We start from the raw sequence: 16149 nt of genomic DNA on the forward strand, positions 1-16149 counted from the left end.
AAATCCCATGACGCCTGGAATCCGCCCGCTCGTCGCCGGCAACTGGAAAATGAACGGGACCAGCGCCTCGCTCAACGAGCTCAGGATGATCGGCAACGGCTTCATGAGCGGGCTCGACGCCGAGACCGAAGCCGTGGTCTGCGTGCCGGCGACCTTGCTTGCGCACGCCGCCGAGATTCTGTCGCGCACGCCGGTCCGGGCCGGTGGTGAGGATTGCCACACCGAGGAAAGCGGCGCCTATACCGGCTGTATTTCGGCGGAGATGCTGAAGGATGCAGGCGCCAGCCATGTCATCGTCGGCCATTCCGAATGCCGTGCTGATCGCAAGGAGAACGATGCCATAGTGCAGGCCAAGGCCTCCGCCGCATGGCGCGCCGGGCTGGTGGCTATCATCTGCATTGGTGAGACAAGAGCCGAACGCGAAGCAGGAGCCACGCTTGACGTGCTGTCGCGCCAGGTTGCGGGCTCGGTACCGCCAAACGCCACGGCGTCCAACAGCGTCATTGCCTATGAGCCGGTATGGGCGATCGGCACCGGCTTGACCCCGACCGCCGCCGACGTCGCCGAGGCGCATGCGCATATCCGTGAAGAACTGGCGCGGAAGCTTGGCAATACGGCGGCCAAGATGCGCATTCTCTACGGCGGCTCGGTCAAGCCGTCCAACGCCGTCGAGTTGCTCGGCGTCAGGAATGTCGACGGCGCGCTGGTCGGCGGCGCCAGCCTGAAGGCAGCGGACTTCCTCGGCATCGCGGAAGCCTATCGAAACATCGCTTGATACCGGGACTGCTTGCTGGATTTGAGCGGACGGCCGGCGCCGGAATCGTTGCAAAGGACGCATTGCTTCCCATATTCCGGCCACGGGCTTGGAAATGCCGTCAAAGCATTGTATTGAGCCGCCTCCAAATCAGCGGCCGCACAAGGCCTTGCCAGGATAAATTATGGAAACCGTACTGATCGTCGTCCACCTCATGGTCGTGCTCGCGCTTGTCGGCGTGGTGCTGCTGCAGCGCTCCGAAGGCGGCGGTCTCGGCATCGGCGGCGGATCGGGCTTCATGACCGCGCGTGGCGCCGCCAATGCGCTGACGCGGGCGACAGCGATCCTGGCCGCGGCTTTCTTCGTCACTTCGCTGACACTGTCGATCGTCGCGCGCTATGGCGAGAAGCCGATCGACATTCTCGATCGCGTCCCGGCGACCTCGGACGGGGCAGGCAAGGGCGTACTCAACCAATTGCCCGGCACCACGACGCCGCCTTCAGGCAACACGGCGCCGACCCCGCCGTCCGGCAATGGCGCGGCAACGACGCCTCCGGCAACAGCTCCGGCGACGCCGCCAGCGACAAACGGCGCCACCGCGCCGGCCACGCCGCAAGTCCCCAACCAGTAATCGGGCATCTGATGCCGCGATCTGTTGTCGTTTGAACACAGTCGCGGCAAATGCCGCACGATCACGAAGATTCGACCGCGCCCTACGCTTGAGGCGCTTCCGGCTAATCGATTATACATTGCACGCGGCATTTTCGGCGTCCTTGGGGGGCGCCGGGCGACGCCGTGGGCAACAAGCATTGAACGATCGGATCTTCCCCATGCAGCTTCGCAGCTTCATTTTTGCCGGCCTTTGTGCCGTGCTCAGCCTAGGTGCGCCCGCTTATGCGGCTATGCCGACGGCAAATTCGGCTCATAAAGCCGCGACAACAACTGACGTCGTCAACGTCGCTGCCAAAAGCGATGCGGCGCAATTGAAGCTTCTCAAGAAGAAGAAAGATCCGACGCCGGACGACCTTGCGCAGATCCGCAAGATCGAAGCCAAGATCGCAGCCGACAAGGAAGCCGCTCGCGCCAAGGCACTCGAAGCCAGGAAGCTGGCGATGCGCGAGGCGGCGAAAGCCAAGGCCGATGCGGAACGGCAGGCATTCCTTGCCAAGGAGAGCCAGCCGGTCGCGGCGGTCAAGGTGGCTGATGCCAAGCCGGCCAAGAAGAAGACCGTCAACATCATCGAACCGATCGCACCCATCGCGCCGATCCAGTCGGCCGAGCCGATCCCGGCCGAGGCCATGAACGTTGCGCTGACCGGCAACAATGGCGAATTGCGCAGCGAACCGGTCGGGCAGAAGCCGCAGAGCGTCGGGCTGTTCGCGGGACTGTTCGGCGGCACATCCTCTTCATCGATGTCGCTGCTTCCTGAGACGCGCGCGCTCGACGCCGCGCTCGAAAGGAAGCAGGCCAAGCGCCAGTTCAAGGTCAAGCCGGAATTCGTGCCGCAGGAGGTCGAATTCACCGGCTACAACCCCGGCACCATCGTCATCGATACCAGCGCCCGCCGTCTCTACCTCGTCGAATCATCGTCAACCGCCCGCCGTTATGCCATTGCGGTCGGCCGCGAAGGCCTGCAGTTCAAGGGGACGGTTGCCGTCGGCGACAAGCAGGAATGGCCGCGCTGGATTCCGACGCTGGATATGCAAAAGCGCGAACCCAAGCATTATGGGAAGTACAAGGACGGTATGCCCGGCGGCGGCGACAATCCGCTCGGTGCGCGCGCCATCTATCTCTACGATGGCAAGAAGGATACCCATCTGCGCATCCACGGTACCATTGCACCGCAGTCGATCGGAACCAGCGCCTCCAATGGCTGCTTCCGCATGATCAACGAGCACGTCATGGATCTCTATCGCCGGGTGAAAGTAGGCACCAAGGTCGTCATCATCTGACGCCTCGACAGATCGTGCCAAAAGGGCCGGCCTCGCCGGCCCTTTTGTTTTGATACGCCAATGACCAGAGCGCCTTCTTGGGAAAAAGCCTTCGCGGCGGTTTTTTCTCTGGCGGAATCAATTCGGCCGCGTTAAGCGATGACTCCCATGGCGCGATATGTATTCATCACAGGCGGCGTGGTTTCCTCACTTGGAAAAGGCATTGCTGCAGCGGCCCTTGGGGCTCTCTTGCAGGCGCGGGGCTATCGCGCACGCATCAAAAAGCTCGATCCCTATCTCAATGTCGATCCCGGCACGATGTCGCCCTACCAGCACGGCGAAGTCTTCGTGACCGACGACGGCGCCGAGACCGATCTCGATCTTGGCCATTATGAGCGCTTCACAGGCCGCTCGGCCAACCAGCAGGACAACATCACCACCGGCCGCATCTACAAGAACATCATCGAGCGCGAGCGGCGCGGCGACTATCTTGGCGCCACCGTGCAGGTCATTCCGCACGTCACCGACGAGATCAAGAACTTCGTCCTCAACGGCAATGACGACTACGATTTCGTGCTGTGCGAGATCGGTGGCACCGTCGGCGACATCGAGGCGATGCCGTTCCTGGAGGCGATCCGCCAGCTCGGTAACGACCTGCCGCGCAACAACGCCGTCTACGTCCACCTGACCTTGATGCCTTACATTCCGACGGCGGGCGAACTGAAGACCAAGCCGACACAGCATTCGGTCAAGGAGTTGCGCGGCATCGGCATTGCGCCTGATATCCTGCTGGTCCGCGCCGACCGGCCGATCCCCAAGGAAGAGCGCAGAAAACTGTCGCTGTTCTGCAACGTGCGAGAAAGCGCCGTCATCCAGGCGCTCGACGTGCCGCATATCTACGACGTGCCGATGGCCTATCACAATGAAGGGCTGGATTCGGAAGTGCTGGCCGCCTTCGGCATCGATCCGGCGCCGAAGCCGCGCATGGAACGATGGCAAGCGGTGTCCAACCGCATCCACAATCCGGAAGGCGAGGTGACTATCGCCGTCGTCGGCAAATATACCGGCCTCAAGGATGCCTACAAATCGCTGATCGAGGCGCTGTCGCATGGCGGCCTCGCCAACCGGGTCAAGGTCAAGCTCGACTGGATCGAAAGCGAGATATTCGAGAAGGAAGACCCGGCGCCGTGGCTGGAAAAGGTCCATGGCATTCTCGTCCCCGGCGGTTTTGGCGAGCGCGGCTCGGAGGGCAAGATCCTGGCGGCGAAGTTCGCGCGCGAGCGCAAGGTGCCATATTTCGGCATCTGCTTCGGCATGCAGATGGCCTGCATCGAGGCGGCTCGTTCGCTGGCCGGCGTCGAGCACGCATCATCGACCGAGTTCGGTCCAACCGAGGAGCCGGTCGTCGGCTTGATGACCGAATGGCTGAAGGGCAACATGCTGGAAAAGCGCAGGGAAACCGGCGACCTCGGCGGCACCATGCGGCTCGGTGCCTACCAGGCCGACCTCGCCAAGGGATCGAAGATCGCCGAGATCTATGGCGATACGCAGATTTCCGAACGCCATCGCCACCGCTATGAGGTCAATGTCGACTACAAGGAGCGGCTCGAGGATTGCGGCCTGGTGTTTGCCGGCATGTCGCCGGATGGCGTGCTGCCGGAAACGGTCGAATATCCCGACCATCCCTGGTTCATCGGCGTGCAGTATCATCCCGAGTTGAAAAGCCGGCCGCTCGATCCGCACCCGCTGTTTGCCAGCTTCATCGAGGCGGCGGTAGAGCAGTCGCGGCTGGTCTAGATTAGCCGCCGATGCGAACTTACGTCGCGCTGCTCTACAGCATCATCCTGGGCGAGGGGCGGCGGGTCGTCATGTCCGATCTCAAGGCGATGGCCGAAGGCCTGGGCCTGAACAACCCGCGCACACTGGTGGCGACCGGCAATCTGGTCTTCGAGGCGCAGGAGACAGAACTCGCGGCGTTGGAGCAGCGGCTGGAGGCGGCGTTCGCAAAGACTTTTGGCCGCCATGTCGACATCATCGTGCGCCGCGCCGACGGCTGGCTGAGGCTGGCGGCCGGCAATCCGTTCCCAGCCGAATCGGCTAAAGCCGCGGACCAGGTGGCGGTGCGCGTGATGCGGGCGCCTGTTTCCCCCGATGCGGTCTCTGCGCTGCAGGCCTATATCGGCAGGAATGAAAAGCTGCAGGCGGTCGGCGGCGACATCTGGATCGTCTTTTCGCGCGAGACGCCGAGTTCGCGGCTGCTTGCGGCGGTGAGCCACAAACGCCTCGGCATCGGCACGTCGCGCAACTGGAACACCGTGCGCCGCCTGGCCGAGATGGTCGCAGAATGAACGGGGCGGCTTGCGCCGCCCCGAATCCGTTTAGGCCTTGGCCATCTTGGCCCAGGCGCCGAGTGCCATCGTACGCAGCACGTAATAGATGACGCCGGCAATTGCCACGCCGAAAAACCAGCCATAGACGCCCCACCAGGACGGCAGCAGGCTGGTGAAGTTGGGCAGGATCGACGAGAAGACCGCGCCAATACCGGCGGCGATGAAGGCATTGACATGCCAGCCGCCCTGGAAGCGGAATTCGCCATTCTCCCTGTAGAGCGCCTCGACATCGACCTCGCCCTTCCGGATCAGGTAGTAGTCGACCATCATCACGCCGAAGATCGGCCCCATCGTCGCGCCAATGATGTTGACGAAGGAGGCGGCACTGCCTTCCCAGGGCGCGAAGGGATAGAGCACCAGCGCGATCAGCGCCGCGATGTAGCCGCCCTTCTTGAAGTCGATCTGACGTGGAAAGACGTTGGAGAAGTCGAAGGCCGGCGACACGAAGTTTGCCACCACATTGATGCCAAGCGTCGCTACGGCAAAGGTCAGGGCCGCGAGCGCCGCCAGGAACCAGCTGTCGAATTTCGCCGAGATCTGGTCAGGATGCAGCAGCACCTCGCCATAGACGTCGAAGGCGGCGATCGTGGTGACGCCGGCGACCAGCGAGAACAGGATGAGATTGACCGGCAGGCCCCAGATGTTGCCCTTGCGCAGCGATGCCTTGTCCGGCGCATAACGGGCGAAATCGCAGAAGTTGAGGTAGAGCGCTGAGAAATAGGTCACCCAGATCGCCGCTACAGCAAACAGCGAGGTCCAGGAGCCCGGCGTGCCCGGCACGCCCGCGTCCTTGGTCTTTTCCAGCAGCACATCCATCGGGATGTCGCTGGTGAAGGCGAAGGTGCCTGCCTTGATGCAAAGATAGATCGCCAGGATCAGCATCATCACCCACACCGCCGGTCCGGCCCAATCCTGGAAGCGGCGCACCGTTTCCATGCCCCTCTGGATGATCAGGAGCTGCAGCGCCCAGATGACGGCGAAGCAGATCACCTCGAGCCCGGAGTGGCCGAGGAAATGTGTGCTCTGGTTGAAGTCGGCGAACCATTGCGAGCGGATCAGCAGGGCTACGATCGCGCCGGAGGCCGCCGCCGTCTGCGCGCCGTACCAGAAGCAGGCGACGATGGCACGCACCAGCGCCGGTATGTTGGCGCCCCAGATGCCGAAGGAGGCGCGCGCCAGGACCGGGTAGGGCACCCCGGTCTTCACGCCGGCATAGCCGACCATGTTCATCAACGCATAGATGATCAGCGAACCGATACCGATGGCGATGATGAAGTTGACGAAGCCGCCGCAGAACAGGAACAGGCTGGCAGCGAGATAGTAGCCCCACAGGCTGTGGACGTCCGACGTCCAGACGTTGAAGATCGAGAACGGTCCCCAGTTTCGAACCTTCGCCGGAGCGAGATCCTCATTGTACAGGTCCGGTGATGCGCCTTGTATGGTCATAGAGATGTCCTCCCCTTGTTACCGCACGCGCCTCCACGCGTGGCACGCAGGTTAAGCCTGACGCAGGGGAACCGGCAAGCAGACGATCTGCCGGCTTTGGGCTTAAAGATATTCAATGAGAAACGCGCTTATCGACCGGACGCTGCCGTGGCTGCGATATTGAGCTTCGCCCTTGATTCGGTCTCTGCCTTGTTGTCGGCCGGTCGAGCACCGGAGACCGGCGAGACTTCGAAATTGGCCCCGAGCCAGGCTATTGCGCCGGTCACGCCATCGAGGACATAGGTTGCGGCCGTCGGTCCGTTCGGCTTCACGCGGATCGAGATGCCGCCAATTTCGTTGATGGCCTCGAAACCGTGTTCGTCCGATGTGTCGTCTCCGAGGAATATCGGCCGCCGGCCGACAAAGGGCGGAATGTCCATGAAACGCCGGATGGCAGCACCTTTGACGGCTTCCAGAGGCATGAGCTCGACGCCGGCGTTTCCGGGAAGCACCCGATAACCCTTCGGAAGCCGGGCCAATGCCTGTTCGATCAACTGGATTGCCGGCGCAAGCAGTTGCGGCGCTGCTCTTGTATGGACGGCAAGGACCGGACCCTTGCGCTCGACATAGACCTTGCCGCTGCCCAGTTCGGCCTCGATCTCGTCGGCAAGGGCGGCGATGTCGGCAGGCGCGTCGGCGGCATCGATCGGACCCGTCGGCGTCAGCCGGTGCTCCAGCCCATAGAGGCCGGCGATCCTCAGCTTCAGCGGGTGGAACAGCTTGTCCACAGCGGGGATCGAGCGGCCGGTGATGAAGGCGACCGCACCATCCAGCCGCTGCTCGATGTGCCCAAGCAGATTGCGCAATTCCTCGCCGACCGACACCGCGTCGGGATGGGCAGCGTGTTCCAGCAGGGTTCCGTCGATGTCGAGGAAGAGCGCCCATTGCCCTTCCGGCAGGTCCGGCGCCGGCGGTTGTTCAAAGCTTTTCACGACGCTGCCTTCCGTGCCCGCTCGAACATCGAGATGACGTTGTTGGTGTTCGACGGCGGGCGCTCGCCAGTTCCGGTCACCCTGTCGAGATCGCCGCGTTTGCGCAGGCGCGCGGCATCCAGCAACATGCTGCCGGCCCAGCGGTAGACATTATTGTCGCGGACCATCTCGCGCATCGGCCGCAAACGCTCGCGCTGCTCTTCCGGCGTCATCGTCAGCGCCTGCAACAGCGCCTCGCTCATCATGGCTGCGTCGTAGGGGTTGACGATCAGTGCCTCCAGCAATTCGCGCGAGGCGCCGGCGAAGGTGCTGAGCAAAAGCACGCCCTGTTCGTCGTCGCGCGCCGCGACGAATTCCTTGGCGACAAGGTTCATGCCGTCATGCAGGCTGGTGACCATGCAGATGTCGGCGGCGCGATAGACCTCGTAGACCTGCTCCTGCCGATGATGTTCGGCGACCATCAGGATAGGGCTGTATGTCTCGCTGCCATAGCGCCGGTTGAGCTCCTCGGCACAGCGGCGGCATTCGTCATGGAGTTGCTGGTAGGCCGGCAATGTCCCCCGGCTCGGCGCCGCGATCTGCAGGAAAACCACCTTGCCTATCCATTCGGAATATCTGGTGAACAATTCGTCCAAGGCATGGAAGCGATCGAGAATGCCTTTCGTGTAGTCGAGGCGCTCGACGCCAACGCATAGTTTGGTCTCCGCAGACAGGCCGAATCTATCGCGGACACGGGCGCGGCACTCCTCGACAGACGGCAAACTTGCCAGCAATTGGGCCGGCCATTCTATGGAAATGGGATAGGCGTGGACCAACGTGGTCTGTCCGCCATAGGAGATCGCCGCGTCGGCCCGTTCTATGCGGCTCTCCAGAAAGCGGTCGACACTTTCGGTGAAGTTGTTGGCATGGAACTGGGTATGAAAGCCGATGATCGAACTGCCGAGCAATCCCTCCAGGATCCGCTCACGCCACGGACAGATGCTGAACACTTCCGAATTGGGCCACGGGATGTGCCAGAAGGTGATGATGATGGCGTCCGGCAGGCGCTGGCGGATCATGCGCGGCAGCAGCGCGAAGTGGTAGTCCTGCACCAGCACGATCGGCCGCTCGTTGCGTGCTTCGGCAACCACCGTATCGGCGAACTTGCGGTTGACGGCCTCGTAGGCGTCCCAGTCCGAGGCGCGAAAGATCGGGCGGGTGAAGGCGATATGGCAAAGCGGCCATAGGCCCTCATTGGCGAAGCCCAGATAATAGCCCTGATATTCCTCCTCCGTCAGCCAGACCCTGCGCAGCGTGTAGGACGGATTGCCTGGCGGCACTTGCACCCGGTCGTCCTTGTCGACCGTGAGACGGTCTGCCGTTCCGCCGCCATAGGCGATCCAGGTTCCGGCACAGGCGCGAGTGATGGGCTCGAGTGCCGAAACCAGCCCGCTGGCCGGCACCAGAAGTTGGACCCCGTCATCCTTGATGTTGTGGATGTAAGGTTCGCGGTTGGACACGACGATGACCTGTGCGTCCGGCAGGTCGTCGGCCAGGATCTTACGCAATGTGTCGGGCGACCATGTGACCAGCGCCGCGTCGGCCGACTGGCCGTTCTTTTCGAACTCGCGCAGCACCTTGCGTGCCGCTTCCGATGCGACATCCTCGCTCGGCGTGCATGCGGCCGCCGTTGCGCGGCCGCGGCGCTGGCGGGATATCGATAGGAGAATGGCAAAAGCGGAAAAGCCAAAACTTGCAATCAGCAAAACCCAGAGCAGGTCTACAGTATAATCTGACATGGAATGTGATCTCGCCTCCGGCCGCCGATAGCCGTTTTTATTGGTTTTTCTGGTTCGCTGCCGTGCGACAACAACAGTTCCCACGCCGCCCATTTTTGCAACGCACAAAGAGGCTATCGGTTCCGGACGATTGCGGTGCCGCGCGTCGTTTTCGATGCGCCGCTGCGAGGCGGCGTCAGGTGCGCACGATGAGCGGTACCATCCCCTCATACCGATCGGCGAGAAAGGCGACGACCCGATCGCCGACACGCTGGAATGTGAGGTCGACCACCGCCGAGCCGACACCCAGATGCCGCAGTGTCAGCGTGTCGATGCCGATCGGCAGCCTCGGGCGGGTGACCCGGATTTCACCGTCCCAGCCATCGATTTCCAGGCCAAGGCAGGCCTGCATCAACATGAAGGCCGATCCCGCCGACCAGGCCTGCGGCAGGCACGCGACGGGATAGGCGATCGGCGCTTCGCCCGGCGACCTGGTAAAACCGCAGAACAGTTCCGGCAGCCGCATGTTGAAATGGACAGCCGACTCGAACGTGCCGCTCATCAGCCGCACCACGCTGTCGCGTACGCCATAACGTGCCAGGCCGGCACCGCACATGGCAGTGTCGTGCGGCCAGATCGAACCGTTGTGGTAAGACATGGGATTGAAGAATATCGCATCGTCGGCCAGCGTCCTGACGCCCCAACCCGAGTGGAACGACGCCGAGAGCAGCTGATCGGCGACCAACTGCGCCCGTTCCGGCTCGGGCAGCCCGACATAGAGGAGATGGCCGGCATTCGACGTCCGTACCTTGCAGACCTCGCCGGCACCGTCGATCGCCATGGCGTAGAAATTGAGATCGTCCATCCAGAAATGGCGTTCGACCGCGGTGCGCGTGGTTTCGGCGCGTTCGTCCCAATGATCGGCCTTGTCGTCCTCGCCACGGCGGCGGGCGAGCGCTGCCAGCCCACGGAACGCGGCAAAGACATAGCCTTGCACCTCCACCAGGGCGATCGGCCCCTTGGGCATGCGGCCATCGGCATGGAAGACCGAATCGAAGCTGTCTTTCCAGCCCTGGTTGGCGAGGCCGGACTCGGCGCCGCGCTGATAGGTAACGAACCCGGTCGCGCGGCTTATCTCTTCGGTCCATTCGGCCGCAGCACAGAGCGATGGCCACAGGCTGTCGATGAACGCCATGTCGCCGGTACGATCCGCATAGGCACAAGCGAGATGAATGTAGAGCGGCGTGGTGTCGACACCGCCGTAATAGCGGCCAAACGGGAGCTCCCGCAGTGCCGCCATCTCGCCCTTGCGGGTCTCGTGCATGATCTTGCCCGGCTGCGAATCGCTGAACGGCGACGTTTCGGTTGCCTGATGCTGGGCGAGAAAGGCGAGCACGCCGCGCGCCAGCCCGGGATTCAACCACAGCATCTGCAGTGCGGAGATCACCCCGTCGCGGCCAAACGCCGTCGAGAACCAGGGTATGCCGGCATAGGGGTAAGGTCCGGTTGCAAGCTCGGTGGTCAGCAACGCCACGTCCGCGCGCGCGCGCTCGATCCAGTCGTTGAAGACGCGGCCAGAGCTGTGCACCGTCGCGCCGTGGCGGCGTTTGGCGCGCATGCCGAAGCGAGCGCGGGCGGCGGCAGCCCGAAAACGGTCGCGGTCGGGTGTCTCCGCCACTTCCGGGCCGACTTCGATATAGAGGACCTCGCTGCTGCGCTTAGTCACCGCAATCAGGAAATCCGCACGGTTGGTGGTCAAATTGTCCGGGGCTTGCGAGAACGAGATCGCCGACAGGCGCACAAGCTGGTCCAGCCCGTCATATCGAAGCACCACGGACGTCGGACTGGTCTCGGCGGCATGGGCTATCCCGCGCTTGGGCCGGGTCGAGCCGCGCACCTCGAACATGTCACGGAAATCTGCTGCGAAATGCAAGGAAACCCGAATGGCCGACGATTCCTGGCTGTAGTTGGAAAGGGTGATGCGCTCGAACAGCCGGTCCTGCCAAAGCAGCCTGACGCGTTCTATGTGGATCGCGCCCTGCGGAATATCCCGGCCACCGACACTCTGAATCGGCAGATTGGTCAGGTTCGAGGTGAAAAGCACATTGTCCTGGCTGAGCGATGCGCCGAGCAGCGACATTTGCCGGCCACCGACCGTCAACCGAAATTCCGAAAGCACACGCGTGTCGTCTCGGAAAAAGCCGTCGCCGGCGCCGCGGATGTCGCCATAGGCGTCGGCCACCGCGAAGCAGTCGCCTTGCTTGAGGGCGAACAGCCGGTGCGGCTCCCGAGGCGCGACCTCGTCGAGAGAGGCAAGGGCTACGGCGGGATCAAGCTTACGCTCGTCGAGTTGATTCATTCGTCACAAACTCTGTCGTTTCGTTCTCAACTTCCACAATGACGCCGATCAGGACGCTCTCGCTTCACCGGGAGCACCGATCAGGTGCGCATAGGCTGCCACATAGTCGTGGGCCATTCTCGTGGCAGAAAAACGGTTCTCGAATACGGCTCTCACCTGACGCCTGTCGAGGCGTAGCAATTCCGGTATCGAGGCGACCGCAGCGTCGACTGTATCGACAAGGAAACCGGTCACGCCGTGGTCGATGATCTCCGGCAGGGCACCGCAATTCCAGGCGATTACCGGCGTGCCGCAGGCCATCGCCTCTATCGCGGCAAGGCCGAACGGCTCCGGCCAATCGATCGGAAACAGCAGGCCGGCCGCCTTGCCGAGGAATTCCGCCTTTCTGTCCTCTTCGATCTCGCCGATATAATCGACACGGTCGCCGTCGATCAGCGGCTCGACCGTGTCGTGGAAAAACGCGCGGTCGTCATCGCCAATCTTTGCCGCAAGCTTCAGTTTCAGCCCGGAGCGCAAGGCGATCTCGATGGCACGATCGGGGCGCTTGTCGCGCGACAGCCGGCCCAGGAAGGCCAGATACGGCTCGTCCGCATCCGTCTCGAAAGTCGGCTCGTAGATATCGATCGGCAGCCCGTGATGGATGGTCGCCAGCCAATTGGCCTTGGCGAGTCCGGCTCTCTGGCTGCGGGAAATCGAGATCATCGGAAAGCGCGGAAAACGTTCGTAGGCCGGCGCCAGATCGACATAGTCGAGCCTGCCATGCGGTGTTGTCACCGTCCGGTCGGGCATGTGTTCGAAGAAAGGAAAATGCAGGAAGTGGCTGAGATGGAAGTGGATGACGTCGAACTGCTGCGCACGGTTCCTCACCTCGGCAAGCATAGAGAGATGTGCCGCGGTTTCGGATTTGTGGGGGCGCGGATCGAGACGCAGCGCACGCTCGCGACACGCCACCAATTTCGCCGACGTTTTGGTATCGCCGCTGGCGAACAGGGTCACGTCATGGCCAAGCTCGACCAATCCTTCGGTCAGATAGGAGACGATGCGCTCCGTCCCTCCATAGAACCGGGGTGGCACGGATTCATGGAGCGGCGCCACATGGGCTAATCTCATGTTTTGGCATTTCCCTCAAAAAGACTGCTCGTGGGATCGAAATGCATCAGTCGCGCTAACGTTCCCGTACAACGGCAAGATGTCGCGCAATTGGGACTGCCGGAGCTTGCCGTCCAGCCAACATTTTTCATGGCAAGCCTCTTTTGCCGGGAACCAAAGGGCCAGTTCACGAGTTTAGTGGGGTTCGATCGCACGCATCCGGTCGACGGGGAGGAAATGATGGACCGCTTGCAATTCTTTTCGCCCGTGCGGATTTTGCGCGGACAGGGACAGCCTGTGGAGGAAATCGACAGCGTTGCCGAAGCGATGGCATTCCTGCGAAAATGGCCGGCCGGGCGGCGCGGGCCGGTTTACCAATGTGCGGTGAATTGCTGTGCTGCGGCCATGGCCGGCCGGATGTCGGCCGAGGAAGCGAGAAAGGCTTTTGCCGGCTTCGCCCGGATCACCCGCCTGCTCGAGGGCGATAGGCCGTTGCCGGTGAGCGGCGAGGATCGGCATCGCGCGGATGCGCTGCGACGATAGCGCCAGCTGCCGCTAACCCTCAAAACAAGATATCATTCAGCCGGAACGCCCGATCGGCGACCGACTCGCTTTCGCGAACAGTCGTTTGAACTGGGCTACAGCACCGTTCTCGGCGATGTAATCGCAATAGGCGGCATAATCGGGGTCGCGTGACAGATGGCGTTCCTCGGTGATGGCGCGAAGTGCATAGACGGCGTTGAGCCCGAGCAGGATGGCGGAGTGCCGCAGCGCTTCAGCGGGTCCCGTGGCGGTGAGGAAAGGGACGGAGACCAGCCACCAGGAGAGGTTTTTCGAAACATAGGCGGGGTGCTTGATCCAGCGATACGGTCCGCAGGTGATGATTCCGCGGTTGGTGAGATTGGAAAATCTCAGGCCAAAGCTCACGGTGGACCAGACAAAAATCAAGACGCAGAAGACGATCGCCGATCCCCAGAAAACCTGGAGCGCCGGTGTGGGCATCACCGCCGTCCAGTTGACGCCCGTTTCGTAATTCAGGTAGGCACGGGTGGCGGCATTCATGGGTTCATAACAGGCAAGACAAACCAGCCAGCCGAACACAGTGGGCTCGACGGTGCGGATATGGTTGTCGAGGACGCGCAGCGTGAAAATGTAGCCGACGACCGCGACAAGGACATCCACCATGAACAGGAGATCGATTGCAAAAGCGTGCCAGCGCATGATGTCGAATTGATACGGTTGTTCCAGTCCGGCCAGGATCGAACCTAGCGCGGAGCACAGATAGACGAACATCAGCGGCAGGAAGAAGCCTTTGACGATCCAGCCCCGCACATGCTGGCGTATCTGCTCAGTCCTTTGCGGCACGGCGCCGCCGAGGACGAATGCACCGATTTCGGCATATGAATCTTCCGGATCGGTTTGCCGGCGATCGACATAAGCAACATAAAACGGCGCGGCGACGAGCAGCGCCGGCAAGGTGTCGTAGAGAGCTGCCCAGTAGGGGGCGTAAAACTCACGCCGGTATTCCGGCAATATCCAGTAGACTGCGGCAATCGTCGTGAGCGTGACGATGAAGCCGATGAGTTTGCGCATGACGCGCTCGACTTCAAGCGCTCGCATCGGCTTTGCCTGCAATCCCGTTGAACGCCTTCGAAACGTCTGGAAATAGGCCGTGTCGACCGCGATCATCGCTGCCGCGGTAGCTGCAATGACAGTCATGGCCTGCAAATGCACAGGCCAGCTTCTGTCGACGAGCACCCCGACGGCCAGCGCAAGACCAAGCAGTCCTGCAAGGCCGGTGAGGGGCGCGGTCGCGGATTTCGGTTGGAGCGTCAAGCTACTACTCCCGTTGTCGTGAGGGTTTGATCGTCGTGGGCGGCCGGCACGGGTCACGTGGTGTGCCCACCCGCCGCCGCTGGAGCCACTTGAGCAGCTGCTACACTCCACCGCTGCCGTTGGATCCGCCGCTGCTTGTTCCGTCATTGCCGCCGCTTGAACCACTGCTGCCACTCGAACCGCTGCTGCCGCTTGAACCACTGGTGCCGCTCGACCCGCTGCTGCCGCTTGAATCACTGGTGCCGCTCGAGCCGCTGCTGCCGCTTGAACCACCGCTGCCGCTTGAACCACTGGTGCCGCTCGAGCCGCTGCTGCCACTCGAACCACTGCTGCCACTCGAACCACTGCTGCCGCTTGAGCTGCTGGTGCCGCTCGAACCACTGCTGCCGCTTGAGCTGCTGGTGCCGCTCGAACCACTACTGCCGCCTGAACTGCTGGTGCCGCTCGAACCGCCGATGGGCCCCTTGTTGGCGTTGCGCGGGGAGGGATAGTTGTTAGCGCCCTCGCTTACATTTTCGCAGGTGCACTTGCGCTGATATTTGGTGCCGAAAGCACTGCGTTCATTGCTCGCCTTCTGGCAGACCACCCTATGGCAAATCAAAGTCGCTTCGGTTGTCTCGGGGGTAAGGCCTGTGATGACTATTGCGGTTGTCGTGGCCGCCATGCCCATGATTGTGAACCGGAGTAAATTCCGAAAATTTTGCATAGATACCTCGCTTTCTGACGCCTCGCTTCTCGGGCTTTCGCCCAAGCTTCCTCATTGTCGAGCGGGTGTTTGCAACAAGGCCGCATACGGATCGCTTACGCCTCAGCGGTCGGGCTCAGGGGCGGCGTAAAAACGTTGGACAAAGCGCAGACAATGGTGCCGCATTGCGGTATTTCGATCAGAAAAAGACCAAAGATGCGCTTTTCGGGGGAAACAGATAATGTCGAAACGGCTTAGACTGGTGTTGGGAACGGCCGGCGCAATTGCCGTCGCCATCGTCTGGGGGATCATCGCCACGTCGATGGGGCTGCCATCGATCCTGATAACCGTAGGAGCGGTCGCGATCGGCGCCGGCATCTACAGCTATCAAAGCCGGAGCTGATCCGGCATCCGGCGACGGCGGCTTAGCCAAAAAATCACACAGTCCCGGACTGCCCGCGGCAATGTTCAGTGTACGAAAATTACCAACGGCAGCGTCCTGTGGAACGTGTGGCCTCTCGAAGCTATTGTGGTGGCGGTCCGAGACACCCCCGCCTCGGGCCGTTGGCTCACCCAGCCGAGTGGTCCGCTGCTACCCAATGGCGGCGGACCGTTCACCCGCAAGACGGACCCCGGAAGACGGACATTGTGCCGAATCGAGGGAGAACCATGGTCGTTGACGAGATTGCAGCGCGGCGCCTGAAAATTCTGATCGAGCAATATATCGAGACCAGGAAGAGGCGCCACGATGAGGTTTCTACCGCAGCGGCTGAGATCGCCATCAGGGCTGTCATGCCGAATTGCCCGGTCTCCGGAAAAGCCTTGGACGACATGATTGCGGCATGTGCGTTCGAACATGGGCTGGGGGTGCTGTTCGATCGACCTGACGCATGAAGGCTAAAATTAGATAAACCGACCAACCGGAACCGGC

The 16149-nt window shown here is 62.1% G+C and carries 15 protein-coding genes; 9 read left to right on the plus strand and 6 right to left on the minus strand.

Features of this window, described 5'->3' with window-relative positions; translation table 11 throughout:
- Positions 1-7 precede the first annotated feature (7 nt).
- The 5 genes from tpiA (at position 8) to NKJ09_RS02250 (ending at position 5033) form a co-directional block, all read left to right on the plus strand.
- Complete coding sequence (gene tpiA / locus NKJ09_RS02230) at positions 8-775, plus strand: triose-phosphate isomerase (RefSeq protein WP_023717708.1); 768 nt, start codon at positions 8-10, stop codon at positions 773-775.
- Between the two features lie 163 nt (positions 776-938).
- Positions 939-1385 (plus strand): preprotein translocase subunit SecG, encoded by a 447-nt coding sequence (gene secG / locus NKJ09_RS02235; RefSeq protein WP_352494606.1) that lies wholly within the window; start codon positions 939-941, stop codon positions 1383-1385.
- A 199-nt stretch (positions 1386-1584) separates the two neighbouring features.
- On the plus strand, positions 1585-2706 hold the full coding sequence (locus tag NKJ09_RS02240) for a L,D-transpeptidase (RefSeq protein ID WP_352494607.1): 1122 nt from the start codon (positions 1585-1587) through the stop codon (positions 2704-2706).
- Positions 2707-2853: 147 nt separating this feature from the next.
- Positions 2854-4482, plus strand: a complete 1629-nt coding sequence (pyrG, locus tag NKJ09_RS02245) for a CTP synthase (protein ID WP_352448839.1) — start codon at positions 2854-2856, stop codon at positions 4480-4482.
- Between the two features lie 11 nt (positions 4483-4493).
- A complete protein-coding gene (locus NKJ09_RS02250; protein WP_023717705.1) occupies positions 4494-5033 on the plus strand; it encodes a DUF1697 domain-containing protein in 540 nt (179 codons plus the stop codon).
- 30 nt (positions 5034-5063) lie between these two features.
- Here the strand turns inward: NKJ09_RS02250 and NKJ09_RS02255 are convergent, their stop codons facing one another.
- The 5 genes from NKJ09_RS02255 to NKJ09_RS02275 all read right to left on the minus strand — a co-directional run bounded on the left by NKJ09_RS02255 (position 5064) and on the right by NKJ09_RS02275 (position 12718).
- Positions 5064-6521, minus strand: coding sequence for an NCS1 family nucleobase:cation symporter-1 (locus NKJ09_RS02255; protein ID WP_352494608.1), 1458 nt, complete (start codon positions 6519-6521; stop codon positions 5064-5066).
- A gap of 128 nt (positions 6522-6649) precedes the next feature.
- Positions 6650-7492 carry a trehalose-phosphatase gene (gene otsB, locus NKJ09_RS02260; RefSeq protein WP_023717704.1) on the minus strand — a complete coding sequence of 281 codons (843 nt, stop codon included), beginning with the start codon at positions 7490-7492 and terminating at the stop codon, positions 6650-6652.
- A complete protein-coding gene (locus NKJ09_RS02265; protein ID WP_352762240.1) occupies positions 7489-9270 on the minus strand; it encodes an alpha,alpha-trehalose-phosphate synthase (UDP-forming) in 1782 nt (593 codons plus the stop codon). The genes otsB and NKJ09_RS02265 overlap by 4 nt, the downstream gene beginning before the upstream one ends.
- Before the next feature lie 175 nt (positions 9271-9445).
- Positions 9446-11608, minus strand: coding sequence for an amylo-alpha-1,6-glucosidase (locus tag NKJ09_RS02270; protein ID WP_352494610.1), 2163 nt, complete (start codon positions 11606-11608; stop codon positions 9446-9448).
- A gap of 48 nt (positions 11609-11656) precedes the next feature.
- Positions 11657-12718 (minus strand): glycosyltransferase family 4 protein, encoded by a 1062-nt coding sequence (locus NKJ09_RS02275; protein WP_352494611.1) that lies wholly within the window; start codon positions 12716-12718, stop codon positions 11657-11659.
- Between the two features lie 90 nt (positions 12719-12808).
- On the opposite strand from NKJ09_RS02275, the gene NKJ09_RS02280 reads away from it, so the two are divergent.
- Positions 12809-13240 (plus strand): DUF982 domain-containing protein, encoded by a 432-nt coding sequence (locus NKJ09_RS02280; RefSeq protein WP_502901746.1) that lies wholly within the window; start codon positions 12809-12811, stop codon positions 13238-13240.
- A 36-nt stretch (positions 13241-13276) separates the two neighbouring features.
- On the opposite strand, the gene NKJ09_RS02285 is transcribed toward NKJ09_RS02280, so the two are convergent.
- The gene (locus tag NKJ09_RS02285; RefSeq protein ID WP_352515821.1) at positions 13277-14680 is read right to left on the minus strand and encodes a methyltransferase family protein; all 1404 of its coding nucleotides are present in this window, start codon (positions 14678-14680) and stop codon (positions 13277-13279) included.
- On the opposite strand from NKJ09_RS02285, the gene NKJ09_RS02290 reads away from it, so the two are divergent.
- From NKJ09_RS02290 to NKJ09_RS02300, 3 genes are all read left to right on the plus strand, one after another.
- Positions 14653-15024, plus strand: coding sequence for a hypothetical protein (locus tag NKJ09_RS02290; protein ID WP_352762242.1), 372 nt, complete (start codon positions 14653-14655; stop codon positions 15022-15024). The two genes, NKJ09_RS02285 and NKJ09_RS02290, sit on opposite strands and share 28 nt — an antisense overlap.
- Positions 15025-15459: 435 nt before the next feature.
- On the plus strand, positions 15460-15621 hold the full coding sequence (locus NKJ09_RS02295; protein ID WP_023717698.1) for a hypothetical protein: 162 nt from the start codon (positions 15460-15462) through the stop codon (positions 15619-15621).
- Between the two features lie 266 nt (positions 15622-15887).
- A complete protein-coding gene (locus NKJ09_RS02300; protein ID WP_023717697.1) occupies positions 15888-16112 on the plus strand; it encodes a hypothetical protein in 225 nt (74 codons plus the stop codon).
- Positions 16113-16149 lie beyond the last annotated feature (37 nt).

It is taken from the genome of Mesorhizobium sp. M0189 (assembly GCF_040322135.1).
In the GTDB taxonomy this organism is placed as follows: domain Bacteria; phylum Pseudomonadota; class Alphaproteobacteria; order Rhizobiales; family Rhizobiaceae; genus Mesorhizobium.